This is a genomic window from Nitrospirillum pindoramense (assembly GCF_007827955.1).
Classification (GTDB): Bacteria; Pseudomonadota; Alphaproteobacteria; order Azospirillales; family Azospirillaceae; genus Nitrospirillum; species Nitrospirillum amazonense_B.
Genome location: NZ_VITR01000004.1, coordinates 427,590 through 444,670, shown reverse-complemented (window position 1 = coordinate 444,670; position 17,081 = coordinate 427,590). Strand labels below are relative to the sequence as shown.

Genomic DNA, 17,081 nt, shown 5'->3' with positions numbered 1-17,081 from the left:
CCCGGACTCTTATCTAGGTTATTTTAGGTTTAAAGGAAAACGTCGACTTGTCCAAGTGGATTGCCGGCCGGCGGTTCCACGGGCCGATATTCCCCCAGAATGGGCGAGAGGGCGCCGATGGTTCAGTGGTGCGGTCGAACGAATACCGGGCGCTGGTCCAGGGCGACGCCATTGATGGCGCGAATCTCGAAAAGGGCTTCATAATCCCCATGAATGTCGGCGTGGGATTCGAGGGCCTGCAATTGCTTCGAATTCGAAATGAGATTCGCCATGTTCTGAACCGCCGTGTCGCCAATACCGGCCGCCACGAAAATATGCTGACCCATGGGACCAGACAGGCTGGCGATATAGCCATAGTCCACCAGCGGCTTGTTTTCCTGGCTGGTGTCCAGATCGGCGACAAATCGGTTGCCGGACGTTGAATCCACCAGTTCCTTGTAAGAGGCGCCGGGCCGCAGATGGGCCACCTGGAATAATGGCGCCGCAACGCGCCCCAGGTCGGAAAAGCGCCCGACATAGATCAGGTTTCCGGTTTCAAGCATATGGGCATCAAGCTTCGAGGCGGGCACCAACCGCACCAGATCGGGGCTGCCGGGATGGAACCGGGTGACGGCGTTCTGTACCGTCCACGCGGCGATCACCGTGCCGGCAGGCGCGAGGTTCAAATCCAGATCATAGAGCCGGTAAAAGGCGTCGGGATGCGTCTTGAGATAAGTCCCGAGGTCCTCGCGTGAGCGGATGCCAGGCTCTTGGATCATGCGCTGTATATCCCGTTGGTCTTCGGTTTCGGCGACCAGGAAGGCGTCGCCCACCACCAGCCGGGCCGCTTCCTTGTCAGCCGCGAGCGGCCACCAGAAGGCCGTTGCCCGCAATTGCTCTTGCGCCTCGCGCGCGACCCAATGCCCCTGGCCCAAGAACCAGATCGCGAAACCGGCGATGATCGAGATCAGCAACATACCGAACATGAGCATAAGCGGCCGTTTGCCTAGTTTCGGCCAAGTCCAGTTTTCCGGCGTGAGACGGGGCGGGTGATCAGCGGGCACGTCGGGGGGCAGGGCCAGGACGATACGGTATTCCCCTTTGGGAATTTCCAGCTTGGGGCCCGGCTGATCCGCGTAGAAGTCATGGAGCCGCTTTCTCAGCCTGTGAACGTACACGCGAACGCCGGAATCCAGCGACTGCGACGTGGCGCCGGGGTCACCGTTTCGACCGAACACCGCGAAGGCGATTTCAATTTCCTTCGGGGCGCGATCGTCATTGGATCGTTCGACCAGGAAATCGAACAACTGCAGCAAGGCCGCTGAACGGGCGGCGGTCAGCGCCACCCTGAATTTCGCCACCTCCTCTTCAAACGCGGATGGGGAAACAGGGGTATCACCTGACCGTGGGACCTTCACGCCTTGCTCCATTCTGAATCGGTCAAGTTTTGATTCAATCGCGGCCTGTCATTGGCCGCCCAGACCGCGCATATGCCCTTGGTGTCGCGGAAAGCTGTCCAGTGCTGCGCCGCATCGGCGGTTGGACGCTGCAATATCTTAGCCTAACAGTAAGGATCGCAGCCTTTCAAAAAGGTTTTGTTAATGACGCGTCGGATTATCGGGGGGACAAAGGGGAATGCGATGTCCGCTCAGGCGCTATCGCGTGTTCTTTGAATAGCGCCCAGGTGAAACGCCCGTCCAATCCTTGAAGGCGCGCGAGAACGTTGCCGTATCCGAATACCCCAGTTGCTCCGCCGCGACGGAGAGTGGAAGGTCGGCGGTCTTCAGCATCGACCTCGCCCGCTCCTGCCGCGCCTCCTGCAGCAGGGCCCGGAATGAGGTGCCTTCCTCCATCAGTCGCCGGCGCAGGGAGCGTTCGGAAAGATTCAATTCCGCCGCCGCCAGGGCGCAGTCGACCCGTGTGCGCCCCAGCCCGCGGGCGATGATGTCCTTGGTCTGGGCGGCCAATCCGCCGCTTGACGTCGCCGCCGGTCCCATCAGGTCAAGCAGATGCGTTTCCAGAACCGTCCTCAGCTTATTGTCCTCAGACGACAGGGCGCTGATGAGCGGCTTGTCCAGATCCTCGTTGCGGATGATCAGGGCGTTGGCCGCCTGGTTGCCGTTCACCGGGCTCCGGAAAAAGCGCAGAAGGAACTCTTCGCGGCCAGTGATCGGATGTTCGAAATGGATCTCGGCCGGGGACCATTTGGCAGAGGTCAGCTGCCGGATCAGGTTGGCATATCCCGATATCGCAAATTCCGCGTCCTGTTGCCGGGGCCAGATTCGCGCGTCTTCGATGCGATAACTGTAGGTGGTGCAATCGGGGCCGACCTGGCTGTCGAACGAGGTCTTGCTCTGCAGACGCGATTGGAACAGCGCCAGATAATCCAGCGCGCCGCGCAGCGTGCCGGAAGCGCGCAGCAGGGCATGGAACGGTCCCAGATCCGCAAGCCCGAATGATCGTCCCATCTCCAGGCCAAGGTTCGGCCGTTGGAGCTTCGCAGCCGCCTGTTCCAGCAGCGCGACATAGCGATGCAAGGGCACGCGCTCGTAGGGTTTATCCAATTGTGCCCGAAAGAAGCCGTGCTCCCGCAACAAGGGGTCGATGCGATCGTCCATCTCGGACAGGACATTGAGCAACGCGGGGAGGAACAGCACGCGGATCGTTGGCTGATCGGTCATTGTGACGACGGCCCCATCCGGCGGCGCAGCGCTTTTCGACATTCAGCGGAAACCTCCCCTGACCGATTCTGCAAAGCAGCGGTCCACCCCTGCAATTTACACAGTCTCCCCCTTCATTGAAATTGTTCTTCGTCCGCGCAGGACTAAGACCCCTTCCCGGCGATAACGCCCAATGGCCGCAAGGATAGAGGGAGACGTTCGCCACGGTCATTTTGTCCTGAGCGGTTCCATCAACTGGCATCCAGTCCCGCCGTTGCAATCGCGCGCGACGTTTGGGGGTGCCCGTGTCAACAGTAATCGCCTCTTTGCCGAGCTGGACCCATGAATACCTTGCCCAAGATAGATTTCATCTACCTTTCCGAACCGGACATGATCCGGGCCGGCGTGACCGATATGGCGGCCTGCGTCGACACAATGGAGGAGATGTTCCGTTTGCTCTACGCTGGCGACTATCGCATGGCGGGACCGGACAGCAATTCGCACGGCGCCATCGTGGTCTTTCCGGAAGACTCCCCCTTTCCGGACATGCCGAAGCCGACGGCGGATCGCCGGTTCATGGCCATGCCCGCGTATCTGGGGGGGAAATTCCGCACCGCCGGAATGAAATGGTACGGCTCCAACATTGAGAATCGGGACAAGGGGCTGCCCCGCTCGATCCTGATGTTCATCCTCAATGATGCCGATACGGGCGCGCCTTTGGCCGTGATGTCGGCTAACCTGCTCTCGGCCTATCGCACTGGCGCGGTTCCGGGGGTGGGGGCCCGTCATCTGGCGCGTAAGGAGTCCCGCGTGGTTGGTATCCTGGGCCCTGGGGTGATGGCCAGGACCTCGCTTGCGGCATTCATGGCGACTTGTCCCCACATCGATACCGTCAAGGTGAAGGGGCGGGGCCGGAAGAACGTCGACGCTTTCCTCGCCTGGCTGAAGCAGACCTATCCGCAGATCACCACCGTGAAGGTGGTTGATACCGATGAGGAGGTGGTGCGCGGTTCCGACATCGCCACCTTCTGCGCATCGGTTGCGACGGGCGACCCGTCGAAGTACCCGACGGTGCGGCGCGATTGGGTCAATCCCGGCACGTTCCTGTCGATGCCGGCGCCCTGCGGTATCGATGCAGGCATGGAGACGCCAGAAATCCGCAAGGTGCTGGATTTCACCGGCCTCTATGAAACCTATCAGGCGGAAAACCCCAAGCCTGTCCATAAGGTCATCCCGGCGGTCGGCGTGCGCTTCTTCGATCTGGTGGACGAAGGCCGCGTCGCGCGCGGGCAATTGGAAGACCTTGGCCGGATTGCCGCTGGCGATGCGCCCGGCCGCCGCAACGATGACGAGATCATCATCCTGTCGGTCGGTGGCATGGCGGTGGAGGATGTCGCCTGGGGCACCCAGGTTTACCGCAACGCCCTGGCCAAAGGGATCGGCACGCGCCTTCCCCTGTGGGACGAACCCGCGTTGCGATGAGGCCCCCGGCCCCCACCGATACACCCCTTACCGCCTGGGAAAGTACGATGCCCGATATCATCAAGATCAAGACCGGAAACAAATTCGAGGATCACGGCAGTTATTCGCGCCTGGTCGCCGTTGATGACCTGATCTTCGTGTCCAACACCGCCGGCCGCAACCCGCGCACCAAGGTGCTGCCCGATGACCCGGCAGAACAGGCATTGCAGGCGCTGAGCAATATCGAAGGCGCGCTGGCCGCCGTTGGCGCGACGCTGGAAGACGTGGTTGCCGCACGGGTTTTCGTGCAGTTCCCGCAGGACGTGGAAGCTGTCATGACCGCGTACGGCAACCGCATGCGGGGGATCAACCCCACCTTGACCATGACGTGCCCGCCGCTGGGCTCGCTCCAATACAAGGTGGAGATCGAGGTGACGGCTTGGCGCGGCGCGTCGAAAGCGGACGTCAAGGAAATGCGGATCACCCTTTGACCGTGGCGCCCGTCCCACACGGCACCGCTGACGCTGAAGGGATGGGCGCCCGCGTCCAGTTCGAAGAAATGGACCATGCCTCCTGATATAATTCCGGTAGAGACCTCCTCAGATTTTCCATCGTCAACCTCGGTTGTCATCATCGGTGGCGGCATCGTCGGGCTGGTGGCGGCGCTTACGCTCGCGGAACGGGGCGTTCCGGTGGTGGTGCTGGAAAAAGGGCGCATCGCCGGCGAACAGTCGTCCCGGAATCTCGGCTGGGTGCGCAAAATGCTGCGGGCCTTGCCGGATTTGCCGATGGCGCAGGCCGCCGAACGCCTCTGGGCGGAGATGCCGCGGCGTGTCGGCAGTGACTGCGGCTACCGCCAGGCCGGCATCATGTACGTCGCCCGCACGTCGGCGGAGATGGCCGCCCACGAACGCTGGCTGGACGCCGTCAAAGGGGCGTCGCTCGACAGCCGGCTGCTGACGCCGCGCGAGATCACGGAGATGGTGCCGGGTGGGGAGGAACGGTTCGCCGGCGGCATATACACCCCATCCGATGGCCGTGCCGAGCCCACGATCGCGTCCAGCGCGATCGCCCGGGCCGCAATGGCGAAGGGTGCTGTCATCGTCGAGAACTGTGCCGTCCGCACGCTGTCGATGGCGGCGGGCAGGGTGGCCGGTGTCGTGACGGAGCGCGGGGAAATACGCTGTGGCCAGGCCATTCTCGCCGGTGGTGTCTGGTCGCGGCGCTTTCTGAGCAATCTTGGGGTCCAGCTGCTGACCTTGCCCTTGGTCGCGTCCGTGTTGCGTACCACACCCATGGAGGGCCCAACCGATATCGCCGTGGGCGGCCCCGACTTTTCTTTCCGCAAGCGCCACGATGGCGGCTATACCATCACACAGCGGGGCGCCCTGTTCGCGCCGCTGCTGCTTGATCATTTGCTGATCGGCACCCGGTATCTTTCGACGCTGATGGCGCAATGGCGGAACTTGCGCGTCACGCTCGGCAAGGATTTCTTGAGCGATCTGGCACTGCCGCGGCGCTGGGGGCCGGGTTCTGTCTCCCCGTTTGAACGGATCCGCACGATGGATCCGCCGGTCAATGCGCACCTTAACAAGGAAGCCATGATCAACCTCACGGCGGCCTGGCCCACGTTCCATAAGGCCTTGGTGGCGCAGGCGTGGGCGGGAATGATCGACGTGACGCCGGACTCGCTGCCGGTGATTGGCCCGGTGGAGCGGATTCCCGGCCTGATTCTGGCCTGCGGCTTTTCCGGCCACGGCTTTGGAACGGGCCCGGCCGCCGGCCAGCTCGCGGCTGACCTGGTCATGGGCTCCACCCCCCTTGTCGATCCGACCCCTTACCGATTGGACCGATTTTAGAGGGTGATCGGTTCAGGAGGATAAAAATAAGGCCCGCCGCGCTTCGGGCAAAACGCGGCGGGCCTTGATGGTGTCGCCGGACGGCCCGAGAGGGGCAGCCGCCAGCGACACGTTCTCAGTACCGCATCGAACCGGGGTCAAGCCGCATGCACACGGCCTTGGGCTCGGTGTATGCCTGCATCGCGTCATTGCCGAACTCATGGCCGAGGCCGGACAGCTTGTGGCCGCCGAAGGGCATGGCGAGATCCAGTACATTGTGTGTGTTCAGCCACACCGTGCCGGCGTCGATCCGGTCCGCCAGCAGGTGCGCCCGGTCAAGGTCGCGTGTCCAAATGCTAGCGGCCAGGCCGAAGGGCGTGTCGTTGGCGATGCGGACGATGTCGCCAGGGTCGTCGACGCGCACCGCACAAACCACCGGCCCGAAGATCTCCTCCCGCATGACCGACATCTGCGCCGAGACAGCGCCGAGCACCGTGGGCTTGTAGAACCAGCCGTCGCCCTCGGCTGCGCCGCCGCCGGCCAGTGCCACGGCGCCCTCGGCCAGGCCATTCCCCACCATGGAGTCAACCCGTCGGCGGTGCTGCGCTGAAATGAGGGGACCCATCTGGGTGGCGGGATCGAATGCCGGGCCGACCTTCAGGCCGCGCGCGATATCGCAGATCCCCTCGATCACCGTGTCATAGATCGGTGCCTCGACCAGCAGCCGCGAGCCGGCGGTGCAAATCTGACCCGAGTTGGCGAAGACGGCCGCCGCCGCGCCGGGGATGGCTCGATCCAGGTCGGCATCAGCGAGGATGATGGTCGGTGACTTGCCCCCCAATTCCAGGGTGACCCGCTTCATGGTCCCAACCGAGGCGGCCAGGATGCTCTGGCCGGTGGCGGTTGAGCCGGTAAAGGCGATCTTGCGCACGGCGGGGTGGTTGACCAGGGCGGCGCCAACCTCCGCGCCGTCGCCGGTCACGATGTTCACCGCGCCGGCGGGAAAGCCGGCCTCCAGGATCAATTCGCCCAGCCGCAGCGTGGTCAGGGACGTTTCCGGTGACGGCTTGAGGACGACGGTGCACCCGAAGGCGATGGCCGGCGCGATCTTTTGGATGGCCTGGCCCAAGGGAAAGTTCCAGGGCGTGATGCCGCCGACGACGCCCAGGGGGCGGCGCTGGGTGTAGGCGCGATAGACCGCATCCTCCGGCATCAACGGCGAGTGTTGGATATATTCACCCGCGATCTTTGATGCCCAGCCGGCGTAATGCCGTAAGCCATCGATGGTGAACTGAAGATCGATCGCCCGGGTGATGCCCAGCAGCTTGCCGCTGTCCAGCGATTCCAGGACCGCCAGTTCCTCCCTATGCTCTTCCACCAGCAGGGCCAGCCGTTCCAGCAGCCTGCCGCGGTCCAGGGGGCGCATTGTGCGCCAGGCGCGGCTTTCGAAACAGCGCTGCGCCGCCATCACGGCCCGGTCTACATCTGCGCGCCCGCAGGCGTGGAACTGGATGATCGTGCGGGCGGTGGATGGATCGATGGCGTCGATCAGCCGCCCCGGACTTAGGGGCTCCGCCAATTGCCCATCGATCAGCGGCAAGCCTCGCGGCAGCTGTGGAGAAGGGGGGGGCGCCGCCTTGCCGCAGGGCGCGCGTTCGGTTTCGCTCGACATCATGGTGCACTCCAGAAGTTCACCCACGACCCGGCTCTTATGGCCGTTTCGATGGGGGCGGGCTTTATGCGGTTGCCTTGGCCACCGCCGCGTGGACATTCCCGGTGGACAGTCCCTCTTCGACCTGGGTCGCCCCGACCTTCGCGTAAGTGCCGGGACGGCATTTCCGGAGGTAGACGCCATGGATGAGGCCAAGCGCTGCTACCGCCAGGAAAAGAACGGGCAGGCAGTTGATGGCCAGAAGGGTCGTGCCGGTCAGGGCGGAATAGTTCCGCAGGGATAGGTAGGTGGCGATGGCGATCAGGATTCCACCCACCAAGGGCGCGGCGGTCTTGCTTGGCGAAAACTCATTCCGGCGGGCGAAATACAACGGTATGGAGAGCGACGTCGCCGTCAGCAGTATTTCAAGCCCCACCGCGCCCATGGAGGACAGGCTGGCGGCCAGGTTCAACAGCGGGTCAAGGCCAGCCAGGGCGAAGAGGGCGACAATGCCGGAAAAGATGCCGGTCAGCAGCCCACACGCCATGTAGGGCGACCCGTGGACGGAATGCGCCTTGCCCAAGGGGGATGGCAAGAGCCCGTCGCGCGACAGCGCGAACATGTAGCGGGTGATGTTGTTGAAGAAGCCGAGCGCCGCCGCGAACAGGCTGGTCACGGTGAGAAGGTTGAGGGCATCCCGCCCGACCTCCCCAAGATAGCGGGCGGCGATGCCGCTGACGAGGCGGCCTGGATCAGCCGCGGCGACCGCCTTGATATCGTCGGGCGCGGCGGCCAGAACCAGGCACCAGGTGGACAGCACGTAGAAGGTGCCGAGGATCAGCACCGCGCCGTAGGTGGCACGCGGAATGGTGACCTCCCGGTCCTTGGCCTCCTCCTGATAGATCGCGGTGGCTTCAAAGCCGATACATCCGTTGATGGCGTAAATCACGGAGATGCCCAGCCCAGGCGCGAATACGGTCGATGGCGTGAAGCTGTTGAAATCCAATCCCGAAAAGCCCTTCTCATAAAGGACCAGGCAGTCGATCAGGAGGATGAGGCCCACTTCCAGCAGCAACGCCACCGTCAGGACCTTTGCCGCCATCGTAATCTTGCGGTAGCCCAGCCAGGCGATGATGGCGATGCCGGCCGCAGCCCACAGTTCCCACCGGCTTTCAATGCCGAAGGTGCCGCGCAGGAAATCCGCGGCGAAGAAGGCCATGGCGCCCAGGGTGGAGGTGCCGGCGCAGATGTAGGCCAGGACGGCGGTATAGGCCGCGGCGATCCCCGCCTCCTTGTTCAGGCTGGCCGCGATATAGGCGTAAAAGGCGCCCGCGTTTCTCACATGCGGGATCATGCGGACATATCCCACTGCGAACAGCAGCATGACGGCACAAATGCCGAGCTGGGTTCCCGGCATGCCGGCGCCGTTCCCGAAAGCGAAGGCCAACGGGATGATCCCCGCCAGCACGCCCATCGGGGCCGCGCAGGCGAGGATCATGAAAATGATGTCGCCGGTTCCCAGCATGCCGGGAAGGAGGCCGGTTCGAGGGGCGGGATTGGATTCGGAACGGGTCATGACGAGGATGCGGTCCAAGGTGGGAGGGCCAGGGAAGGAAAGGGGATGTAGGGAGCTCATTTTATTTTAGGCATGAGGTTATTTTTGCGGCGTGCTCAGGCCCCTGATTAAGCGACCTGCCAGCTTGCGGCGGTGGCCTCATATGCGCTATTTCCGGCGGGCGGTCGTAACGGCGGCGACCGGTAATTCTCATTTATAATCAATATAATGATGTGAGACGGCGCCGTTGCGGGACCCTTCTGCCGACCTTCGTGGCGGGGCAGATGGGCGCCCCTGTTCGACGGCATTTATTATAGGCTTAAAATATCTTGCCTAACGGCCAGATGCAAGTATCTTGGCGGGCATACCAGCGCCACGGGGCGCTTTCAGCGTGGAAGGGATCGAAATGTCCTCGCAGTTTCGTGCCGCTGTCGTGCAGGCGGCGTCCCTGCCGCACGATGCGCCGGCATCGGCGCGCAAGGCGGCGGACCTCATTCGTGAGGCGGCGGCGAACGGCGCACGCCTGGTGGTTTTTCCGGAAGCCTTCCTGGGTGGATACCCCAAGGGGGCCTCGTTCGGCACACCCGTCGGCATGCGCAAGCCCGAAGGGCGCGAAGAGTATCGCCGGTATCATGAGGCGGCCATCGCGTTGGACGGGCCCGAGGTCGGGTTGTTGGCCGAAGCGACGGCGGCGACAGGGGCATTTGTCGTTATCGGGGTGATCGAGCGCGATGGCGGAACGGTCTATTGCACCGCCCTGTTCCTCGACGGGGAAAAAGGCTTGGTTGCCAAGCATCGCAAGCTGATGCCCACGGGGGCGGAACGGCTGATCTGGGGCTTCGGCGATGGATCGACAATGCCGGTCATCGAAACACCGCTGGGGCGGATCGGCGCTGTCATCTGTTGGGAGAACTACATGCCGATGATGCGCATGGCGATGTACGACCAAGGCATCACACTTTATTGCGCGCCCACCGCCGATGACCGCGACAGCTGGGCCGCCACCATGCGGCATATCGCCCTGGAGGGGCGCTGCTTCGTTCTGTCGGCGTGCCAGCACATTACGCGAGGTGCTTACCCCGCCGATTTCGACTGCGCCCTGGGGGACGACCCCGACACCGTCCTGTTGCGCGGTGGTTCGATGATCGTGGCCCCCCTTGGGACCGTACTCGCGGGGCCGCACTTTGGCGGCGAAGCCATCCTGTATGCTGATATCGATCCGGCCGACGTGGTGCGTGGCAAATACGATTTTGATGTCGCGGGCCACTATGCGCGGCCCGACATCTTCACCCTCACCGTCAATGTCGCGGCCCACCGCGCGGTGACGCGCGCGGGGCAGGCATGAAACATCGCCGCGACCGGCATCAGCGGAAATGATGATGTCCTCCATTCCTGGTTCGACGCTCGAAGGGACCGCCATCGCGGATGGGGCTGTGTCCCTGATCCTGGACGCTAGGGAAAACGGCGGGCTTATTCGCCCATCAAACGGTTTCGCAACCGTTAACTTAACCGTAACAGGGCGGCCGCCTGTCTTTATTTGACCCGACGGGCGCCTTGTTACGGTGCTGGTCCGCAAGAGAGGACGAAGGAAGAAGTACAGGCACTGGGATGGGCCTGGCCGCACCTGTGATGGTGCTTTGGGGACGCCCATTCCCGTTGATCAGCCGGCGGCTCGGGCAAGCCTGACCGACTTGGTCATTCCGTCTTGGATATTTGCCGCGTCCGTCATGAACCCGCTTCGGTGACGGGCCGGCGAGATGATTGCGAGCGTTCGCGCTCCCCACGGTTAAGGACCGCAAGCGCGGCCGTGGGAAAGAGAAAAATGACAAAGCAGGGAGTTACGAGACATGGTGTTCAACAATGAGCCCAGGCCGCTGGCGATGGTGGCCCAGGTGGCGGTCGGCAAGCGGTTTGCCTTGAATAAGCGCCGGTTCATGCGCCGGGCTTCCTCCTGCGCCTTGTTGGCGGGCTTCGCCTTGGCGACCCTTCATGCCGGTACGGCCGTGGGCCAGCAAAATAATCCGGCATCCACGTCCGCCGGGGATGACCAGCAGACCTTGCAGGAAATCGTCATCTCGGCACGCCGGAAGGACGAGCGGCTGACCGATGTTCCTGTTTCCGTTACGGCGCTTTCCTCGGACTTTCTGGAAAAGCAGAACATTCAAAGCTTTGCCGACTACGCGACGAAAATCCCCAATCTGACGTTCCAGTACGGCCAAGGATCGGATGGGACCGCGGTGGGCTTCAGCGGCGGCCGTCAAACGACGATACGCGGCGTTACCGGGACGAATACCACCGCCTATTATCTCAATGACACGCCGATCCCCTCAACGGTGAGTCCGCAGACCCTGGGTCTTGAGCGCATCGAGGTTCTGAAGGGGCCACAAGGGACGTTGTTCGGCGCCAGTTCGATGGGCGGCAACGTACGCTTCATCACCAAGAAGCCGTCCCTGACAAACAACGAGTCCTCGGTCCAACTCCAGGCGGGGGGGACGGACGGCGGCAGCATGGACGTTGGGGCCAATGCGCTGACGAATGTGGTTATTACGCCCGGCAAGGTGGCGATGAATTTCGCTGCCGGGGCACAACGGGACTCCGGTTACATTAAACGGGTTTTCCCGGATGCCAACGGCAACCCCGTCACCAGGGATGGGCAAGGACGCCAAGACGACTTCTCGGGAATGGCCACGCTACGTGTCCAATTGACCGAAGATCTGGAGGCATCCCTCACGGCCTTGGGAGAGGTCTCGGAACTCCACGGCTTTCCGGCCGCCTACGTTCCGCTGCCAGACTTCAAGCCGGTTTCCTATACCGTTCATCGTGACCGGGATGTTCAGGAATATTCCAAGGATCACTGGGGGCTTGGCTCCCTGGTGCTGACCTACAATGGCAATGGCTACTCGGTCGTATCTTCCACCAGCTATTTCGATCGTAAGGTCCGGGAACTGGAGGATGATACCGAGGGTACGAACCAATATTTCCAATCCGGCCTGGGTATCAACCTGCCGAGTGATCCCGCACTTTATGTCGTTGATGTCGTGCAGGACAAAAGGGTCACGCAAGAAGGCCGGATTTCCTTTGATGAGGGCACCCTTCTTCCGCACCTGTCCGGTGTGGCGGGTGTCTTCTATCAAGAAAAGGATGTGACATTTCATCAGCCGCCAATCCATGTGCCGGACTTTATCACCGCCGGACTGCCGCAGGATTATCAAAACTCTGATACCATTCCGACGCAGGAAGAAAATATCGCCGCGTTCGGTGAGCTGTATTATGAGGTCGTGCCCAAGCTGACCCTTACCGTAGGATTGCGGCAGTATTGGATAACGCAGCACGGCGACGCGCACGTGGCTACGGGCGTGGTCAATCCCCCTGATGGCGCCTACGCCCCCGAACTGAACAATTTCCAGTCGGGCCTAGTGCCCAAAGGGGTGGTGTCCTACAAGATCGATGACGACGCGATGGTGTACGCCTCGGCGGCCAAAGGGTTCCGCGTCGGTGGCGCTCAGGCGCCGTTGCCCGCCTTTTGCGCGGCGGACTTGGCGGCGATTGGCGTGAGCGCGGAGAAGGCGCAGCGCTTCCAGCCCGACTCTCTGTGGAGTTACGAGATTGGGGCCAAAGACCGGCTGGCCGGCGGGCGGCTGAATGTCTCGGTGGCCGGATTCCAAATCGACTGGTCGCAGGTCCAGCAGCAGGTCCAGCTTCCGCGGTGTTCATACAGCTTCTTGACCAACGCCGGTCGCGCGCAAATTCGTGGCGGGGAGATGGAGCTGTCGGGCCGCCCGTTCGCGGACGTTCCGCTGACCCTGCAATTCGGGTTGGGGTATACCGACGCCGTGCTCCAGGATCCGGGCCTCATTCCCCAGGCGCCGGATACCCGTCTGACCCAGGTTCCGAGATGGACAGGGACGGTATCCGGATATTATGAGACAGCGATTAGCGCCTCCACTGATCTGTTTGTCGCCGCCGACTACAGTTACACGGGCGCGGTTCTGGTCCCGAATATCGGCGCCAGCGGCTTCCTGAGGCGCGAGCCCTTCAACATCGTCAACGGCAATATCGGTGTGCGTTTCGGCGGGTCAACGCTGTCGATATATGGCAAGAACCTGCTCAACGAACGTTTGAACTATGGCAATCTTTATCCGTCCGGTTTCGTTCGTCAGGAGATTCTGCCAAACGGAACGTCCCAGGCCCTGCCCATGGCTGCGGTAAGCCGGCCGCGCCAACTCGGTATCCAGTACAGGGTCGATTTCTGAAATCGGCGGCGTGGCCGGCGTTCCTGGCATGTCGCCGGGGCGCCGGCGACGGCCTAACCCGGGCGCGTAACCGGGGGCCAACGGTTTCAGAACCGTTAACCCATCATGATCACGCGCCCGGCGGGCGATGCTTCGGGCGGCGCGCCCTGCCAGAGAGGCCGGCACTTCGCGATGTGTGCCAGCGCTTCCCCGCGCGACCGGGCGCGAGTGAGGTTGAGATACGGAGGTTCAATTATGAAAAAGGGGAGACGTGTCATGCTTCGAGGGGCCGAGTATGACCGGGCCTGATGCTGAAACGGCAGGCCACGCCCAGGGACCTGGGGCGGGCGGCCTGCGGAAAGCCCACCGGCGCCTGCCCAACGCCGCTGTGGCCATCGTCTTAATCTGCGGTGCCGTGGCCGGGGCAGGGCGCTGGTACGTCGCGCGCGCGGAAACGGCCCCGGTCGTGTCAACGCAGGCGGCGAAGTCCGGATCGCCATTTCGGGTGTATGCGACCATCCAGGAACTGATGGACAGCACGGTTGACCCAGCAGCGGACGGTGTCTGGGATTCCGTCGCGGTCATCAGCACCCAGGCCGGTGTCGAAAAGCGGGAGCCGCGGACCCCCGAGGAATGGCAGGAGGTCCGGCGCCATGCGCTCACCCTCCTGGAAGCCATGAACCTCGTGGTGATGGAGGGGCGCCACGCCGCGCCGCCCGGCGCTCAGCCGAAGCTGGGCGAACTCGCCCCCAAACAGATCGACGCCATGATCCAGGCGAACCGGCCCGCTTTCGCCGCCTTCGCCGACGACGTCAGAAACAGGACGCTGGAGGCGCTGGCGGCTATCGACAAGCGGGACGTCAAGGCGCTGGTTGTCGCCGGCGGTAATCTTGATCAGGCCTGTGAGTCCTGTCACGTGACCTTCTGGTATCCGGGGTCAGCGAAACCCCGGTGATTCAAGGTTGGCTCAGTCCGCGGCTGGCGCGCGCAAGGCCGCGGGCGGAGACAGGTGGTGAAACGCCCGGGCGAAGTAAATGAGGCCGTCGGCCCGTTCATTCATGCGGATGGCCTGTACCCGGGCGAACAGAACGCCGTGGGTGCCCACGTCGTTTATGGCGTCCACCGTGCAATCCAGGGCGACCGCGGCGTCACGGAGCACCGGGGCGCCGGTCTTGAGGGTATCCCATTCCGTCTCGTCCGCAAATCGCTCCACGGTTGGCGCGCCCGGCGTCGCAAACAGACGGCACAGGCCTTCATGCTGGGGCGCCAGAATGTTCACGCAAACAATGCCGTTGGATTTCAAAGTACCGTAGCCCCGGGATGACCGATTGATGCAGGCAAGCAAGGTCGCCGGCTGGTCGGTGACGCTGCAGACGGCCGAGACCGTCATGCCATGACGCCCGGCGGGGCCGTCGGACGTGATGATGCTGACGGCGGCGCCCATGCGCGCCATCGCCGCACGAAATTGGTCTTTTTCCACCGACATGGCCTCTCCCTAAGTCATGGGTGCTGGGGCACGCCCGGCAGCTCCGTGGTGTCCCTTCTGGATCTTAATTGGAACAATCATCGATTAACAAGACTAATGTTGCTAAAGAGAGACAATTGAGGCATGCTCATGTGGCCATATAATCTTTCGGGGGGCTATCCAGCATGATTTCACTGAGCATGCCCGCATTCCGGCCTCACGGCCCGGCCTCCGCCGTGCGGACATGGTGACGGTGCACCCGCACCGGCTTGATACGCCGGGTCTTTTGGCCGCCGTGGTGCTTGGTACCCTGGGCGGCCTGACGATCATGATCGTGCCCGGCTTCGTCGGCTTGGTCGGCAGTCTCACGGGACTGGACGATCAGTCCCTGGGCTACGTGGCGTCCTGGGACATCAACGCCATGGCCGTCGCGATTGGTGCCGGCACATTCCTGATCTCCCGATTCAATTGGCGCTACCTCGCCCTGCTTGCCCTGGCGATCATCGGTATCGGCAATCTCTGGACCGCAATGTGCACGACCTATCCAGCGGTCGTCGCCGCCCGCGTCCTCACCGGCGGTGGCGAGGGCCTGGCGATCGCGGTGTCATTCGCCGCGCTGGGCAGTGCGCCGAACCCCGATCGCGCCTTCGGGATTTATCTGGTCGTCGGCTTGGCCGTCAGCGCGGGGATCCTGGTGATCCTTCCCGCGTTGCAGGTGTCGATCGGGCCGTCGGCGACGTTCATCGGGCTGGCGCTGATTGCTCTCTCGGCCGCCGTGGTCGTGAAATGGCTGCCGACCCGCAGTTGCGTGTCGGCGGTGGGGGCGCCGGATGGCGTCTCGATCCAGAAGATCCTGACGATTGCCGGGCTCGCGGGCGTGTTTCTCTATTTCATCGCCCAGGGGGCCATGTGGAGCTATTTTGAGCGGATCGGTGCCAGCAACGGCATTGATCCGGACCTCATCGGCCAAGCCATGGGGGTTTCCTCGTTCTCGGGCACGGGCGGGGCCTTGCTGGCCGTCCTTCTGACGAACCGGGTCAGCCGCTCTTGGCTACTGGCCGGCAGCGGTGCGATCTCGGTGCTGAGTTTCTGGCTGTTGATGGGGACGGTATCCGCCGCGCAGCTGTTCGTCGCCGGCATACTCTTCAATTTTGGATGGAATTTGGCCCAGCCTCTGCTTTCCGGCGTCTGCGCCGAGGCGGATGCCAGGGGGCGCGTGGTCGTGGCCATGGGGTGCATTCAGACCGTGGGTTTCGGTGTCGGGCCCGCTCTGGCGGCGGCCTTGCTGACGAGGCACAACTTCGCGCCGGCGGCATGGATGAGCACCGCCGTCCTGGTCTGCAGCCTGGCCATTGTCCTTAGCGGCTTGAGGGCCCGCGGTGTGCAATCCCTCCCCCCCAATTCCGCCGTGCCGTGACCGCAACCGCAAGTCGTGGGAAGCAAATGAAGTTGGATTTGAACGAGCGCGTTGCCATTGTCACGGGTGGCAGTTCCGGGATCGGCCGGGCTGTGGCCAAGGTGTTGGCGCAGCAAGGGACTAAGGTGGTCATCACCGCCCGGCGCGGCGACAGGCTGAACACAGCCGCGGCGGAACTTGAGGCGGAAACGGCGGGCACCGTCATGCCCATTCCGTCCGACACGACCGACCAGGAGCGGGTCGACGGCATGGTCGCTGCCGTCATGGCCGCCTTCGACCGCATCGACATCCTCGTCAACTGCGCGGCCAGTCCGTCCAGTCCGGCGCAAGGGGAGATCTTGCATCTGGACGGCAACGCCCTGTTGGGGGACCTGGATACCAAGGTCGTGGGCTATGCCCGCTGCGCGAAAGCCGTGGCCCCGCACATGGTGAAACGACGCTGGGGCAGGATCATCAACATCGGCGGGTTGACGGGCCGATCGTCCAACCTGCTCAGCGGCATGCGCAACGTCGCCGTCTGCCACTTGACCAAGACCTTGTCGGATCAATTGGGCCCCGATGGCGTGACCGTGAACGCCCTGCATCCCGGCGTTACCCAGACCGAACACATCGTGGAACTTTTTGAGACCGAGGCGGCCAAGCGCGGGGTGAGCCCCGCTGAGATCGAGGCTGAATTCTCGGCGGCGACACCCATTCGCCGGGTCATCCGGGCGGAGGAGGTGGGGTACGCCGTCGCCTTCCTCGCATCGCCGCTGGCCGCCGCCATAACGGGGGAATCCCTGGCGGTCGATGGCGGCATCACGCGGGGTATTTATTTATAAGG

13 protein-coding genes are annotated in these 17,081 nt (G+C 63.2%); 8 read left to right on the top strand and 5 right to left on the bottom strand.

Annotated features, from left to right (window positions below; translation table 11 throughout):
* Nucleotides 1–122: 122 nt before the first annotated feature.
* Entirely contained in the window at nt 123–1,325 is a 1,203-nt protein-coding gene (locus tag FBZ90_RS09060; protein WP_145731159.1) for a hypothetical protein, read from the bottom strand.
* Nucleotides 1,326–1,634: 309 nt separating this feature from the next.
* The gene (locus tag FBZ90_RS09055) at nt 1,635–2,702 is read right to left on the bottom strand and encodes an AraC family transcriptional regulator (protein WP_145731157.1); all 1,068 of its coding nucleotides are present in this window, start codon (nt 2,700–2,702) and stop codon (nt 1,635–1,637) included.
* Between the two features lie 279 nt (nt 2,703–2,981).
* On the opposite strand from FBZ90_RS09055, the gene FBZ90_RS09050 reads away from it, so the two are divergent.
* From FBZ90_RS09050 to FBZ90_RS09040, 3 genes are all read left to right on the top strand, one after another.
* Nucleotides 2,982–4,121 carry an ornithine cyclodeaminase family protein gene (locus FBZ90_RS09050; protein ID WP_145731155.1) on the top strand — a complete coding sequence of 380 codons (1,140 nt, stop codon included), beginning with the start codon at nt 2,982–2,984 and terminating at the stop codon, nt 4,119–4,121.
* 47 nt (nt 4,122–4,168) lie between these two features.
* Nucleotides 4,169–4,591 carry a Rid family hydrolase gene (locus FBZ90_RS09045; RefSeq protein ID WP_145731153.1) on the top strand — a complete coding sequence of 141 codons (423 nt, stop codon included), beginning with the start codon at nt 4,169–4,171 and terminating at the stop codon, nt 4,589–4,591.
* Nucleotides 4,592–4,666: 75 nt separating this feature from the next.
* Entirely contained in the window at nt 4,667–5,959 is a 1,293-nt protein-coding gene (locus FBZ90_RS09040; RefSeq protein WP_145731151.1) for an NAD(P)/FAD-dependent oxidoreductase, read from the top strand.
* 115 nt (nt 5,960–6,074) lie between these two features.
* On the opposite strand, the gene FBZ90_RS09035 is transcribed toward FBZ90_RS09040, so the two are convergent.
* On the bottom strand, nt 6,075–7,613 hold the full coding sequence (locus FBZ90_RS09035; RefSeq protein ID WP_145731149.1) for an aldehyde dehydrogenase family protein: 1,539 nt from the start codon (nt 7,611–7,613) through the stop codon (nt 6,075–6,077).
* A gap of 61 nt (nt 7,614–7,674) precedes the next feature.
* A complete protein-coding gene (locus tag FBZ90_RS09030; RefSeq protein WP_145731147.1) occupies nt 7,675–9,165 on the bottom strand; it encodes an APC family permease in 1,491 nt (496 codons plus the stop codon).
* Between the two features lie 385 nt (nt 9,166–9,550).
* Here FBZ90_RS09030 and FBZ90_RS09025 point away from each other — a divergent pair, with 385 nt between their 5' ends.
* The 3 genes from FBZ90_RS09025 to FBZ90_RS09015 all read left to right on the top strand — a co-directional run bounded on the left by FBZ90_RS09025 (nt 9,551) and on the right by FBZ90_RS09015 (nt 14,331).
* Nucleotides 9,551–10,489, top strand: coding sequence for a carbon-nitrogen hydrolase family protein (locus FBZ90_RS09025; RefSeq protein ID WP_145731144.1), 939 nt, complete (start codon nt 9,551–9,553; stop codon nt 10,487–10,489).
* A gap of 502 nt (nt 10,490–10,991) precedes the next feature.
* Entirely contained in the window at nt 10,992–13,397 is a 2,406-nt protein-coding gene (locus FBZ90_RS09020; protein ID WP_145731142.1) for a TonB-dependent receptor, read from the top strand.
* Between the two features lie 274 nt (nt 13,398–13,671).
* Nucleotides 13,672–14,331: a hypothetical protein gene (locus FBZ90_RS09015; protein WP_145731140.1), complete on the top strand. Its 660-nt coding sequence runs from the start codon at nt 13,672–13,674 to the stop codon at nt 14,329–14,331.
* 12 nt (nt 14,332–14,343) lie between these two features.
* Here the strand turns inward: FBZ90_RS09015 and FBZ90_RS09010 are convergent, their stop codons facing one another.
* Nucleotides 14,344–14,862 (bottom strand): flavin reductase, encoded by a 519-nt coding sequence (locus FBZ90_RS09010; protein WP_145731138.1) that lies wholly within the window; start codon nt 14,860–14,862, stop codon nt 14,344–14,346.
* 223 nt (nt 14,863–15,085) lie between these two features.
* Between FBZ90_RS09010 and FBZ90_RS09005 the strand changes: the two genes are divergently transcribed.
* Together FBZ90_RS09005 and FBZ90_RS09000 are read left to right on the top strand one after the other, a co-directional pair.
* Nucleotides 15,086–16,258: an MFS transporter gene (locus FBZ90_RS09005; protein WP_145731136.1), complete on the top strand. Its 1,173-nt coding sequence runs from the start codon at nt 15,086–15,088 to the stop codon at nt 16,256–16,258.
* A 26-nt stretch (nt 16,259–16,284) separates the two neighbouring features.
* Nucleotides 16,285–17,079 carry an SDR family oxidoreductase gene (locus tag FBZ90_RS09000; protein ID WP_145731134.1) on the top strand — a complete coding sequence of 265 codons (795 nt, stop codon included), beginning with the start codon at nt 16,285–16,287 and terminating at the stop codon, nt 17,077–17,079.
* The last annotated feature ends 2 nt before the right edge of the window (nt 17,080–17,081 follow it).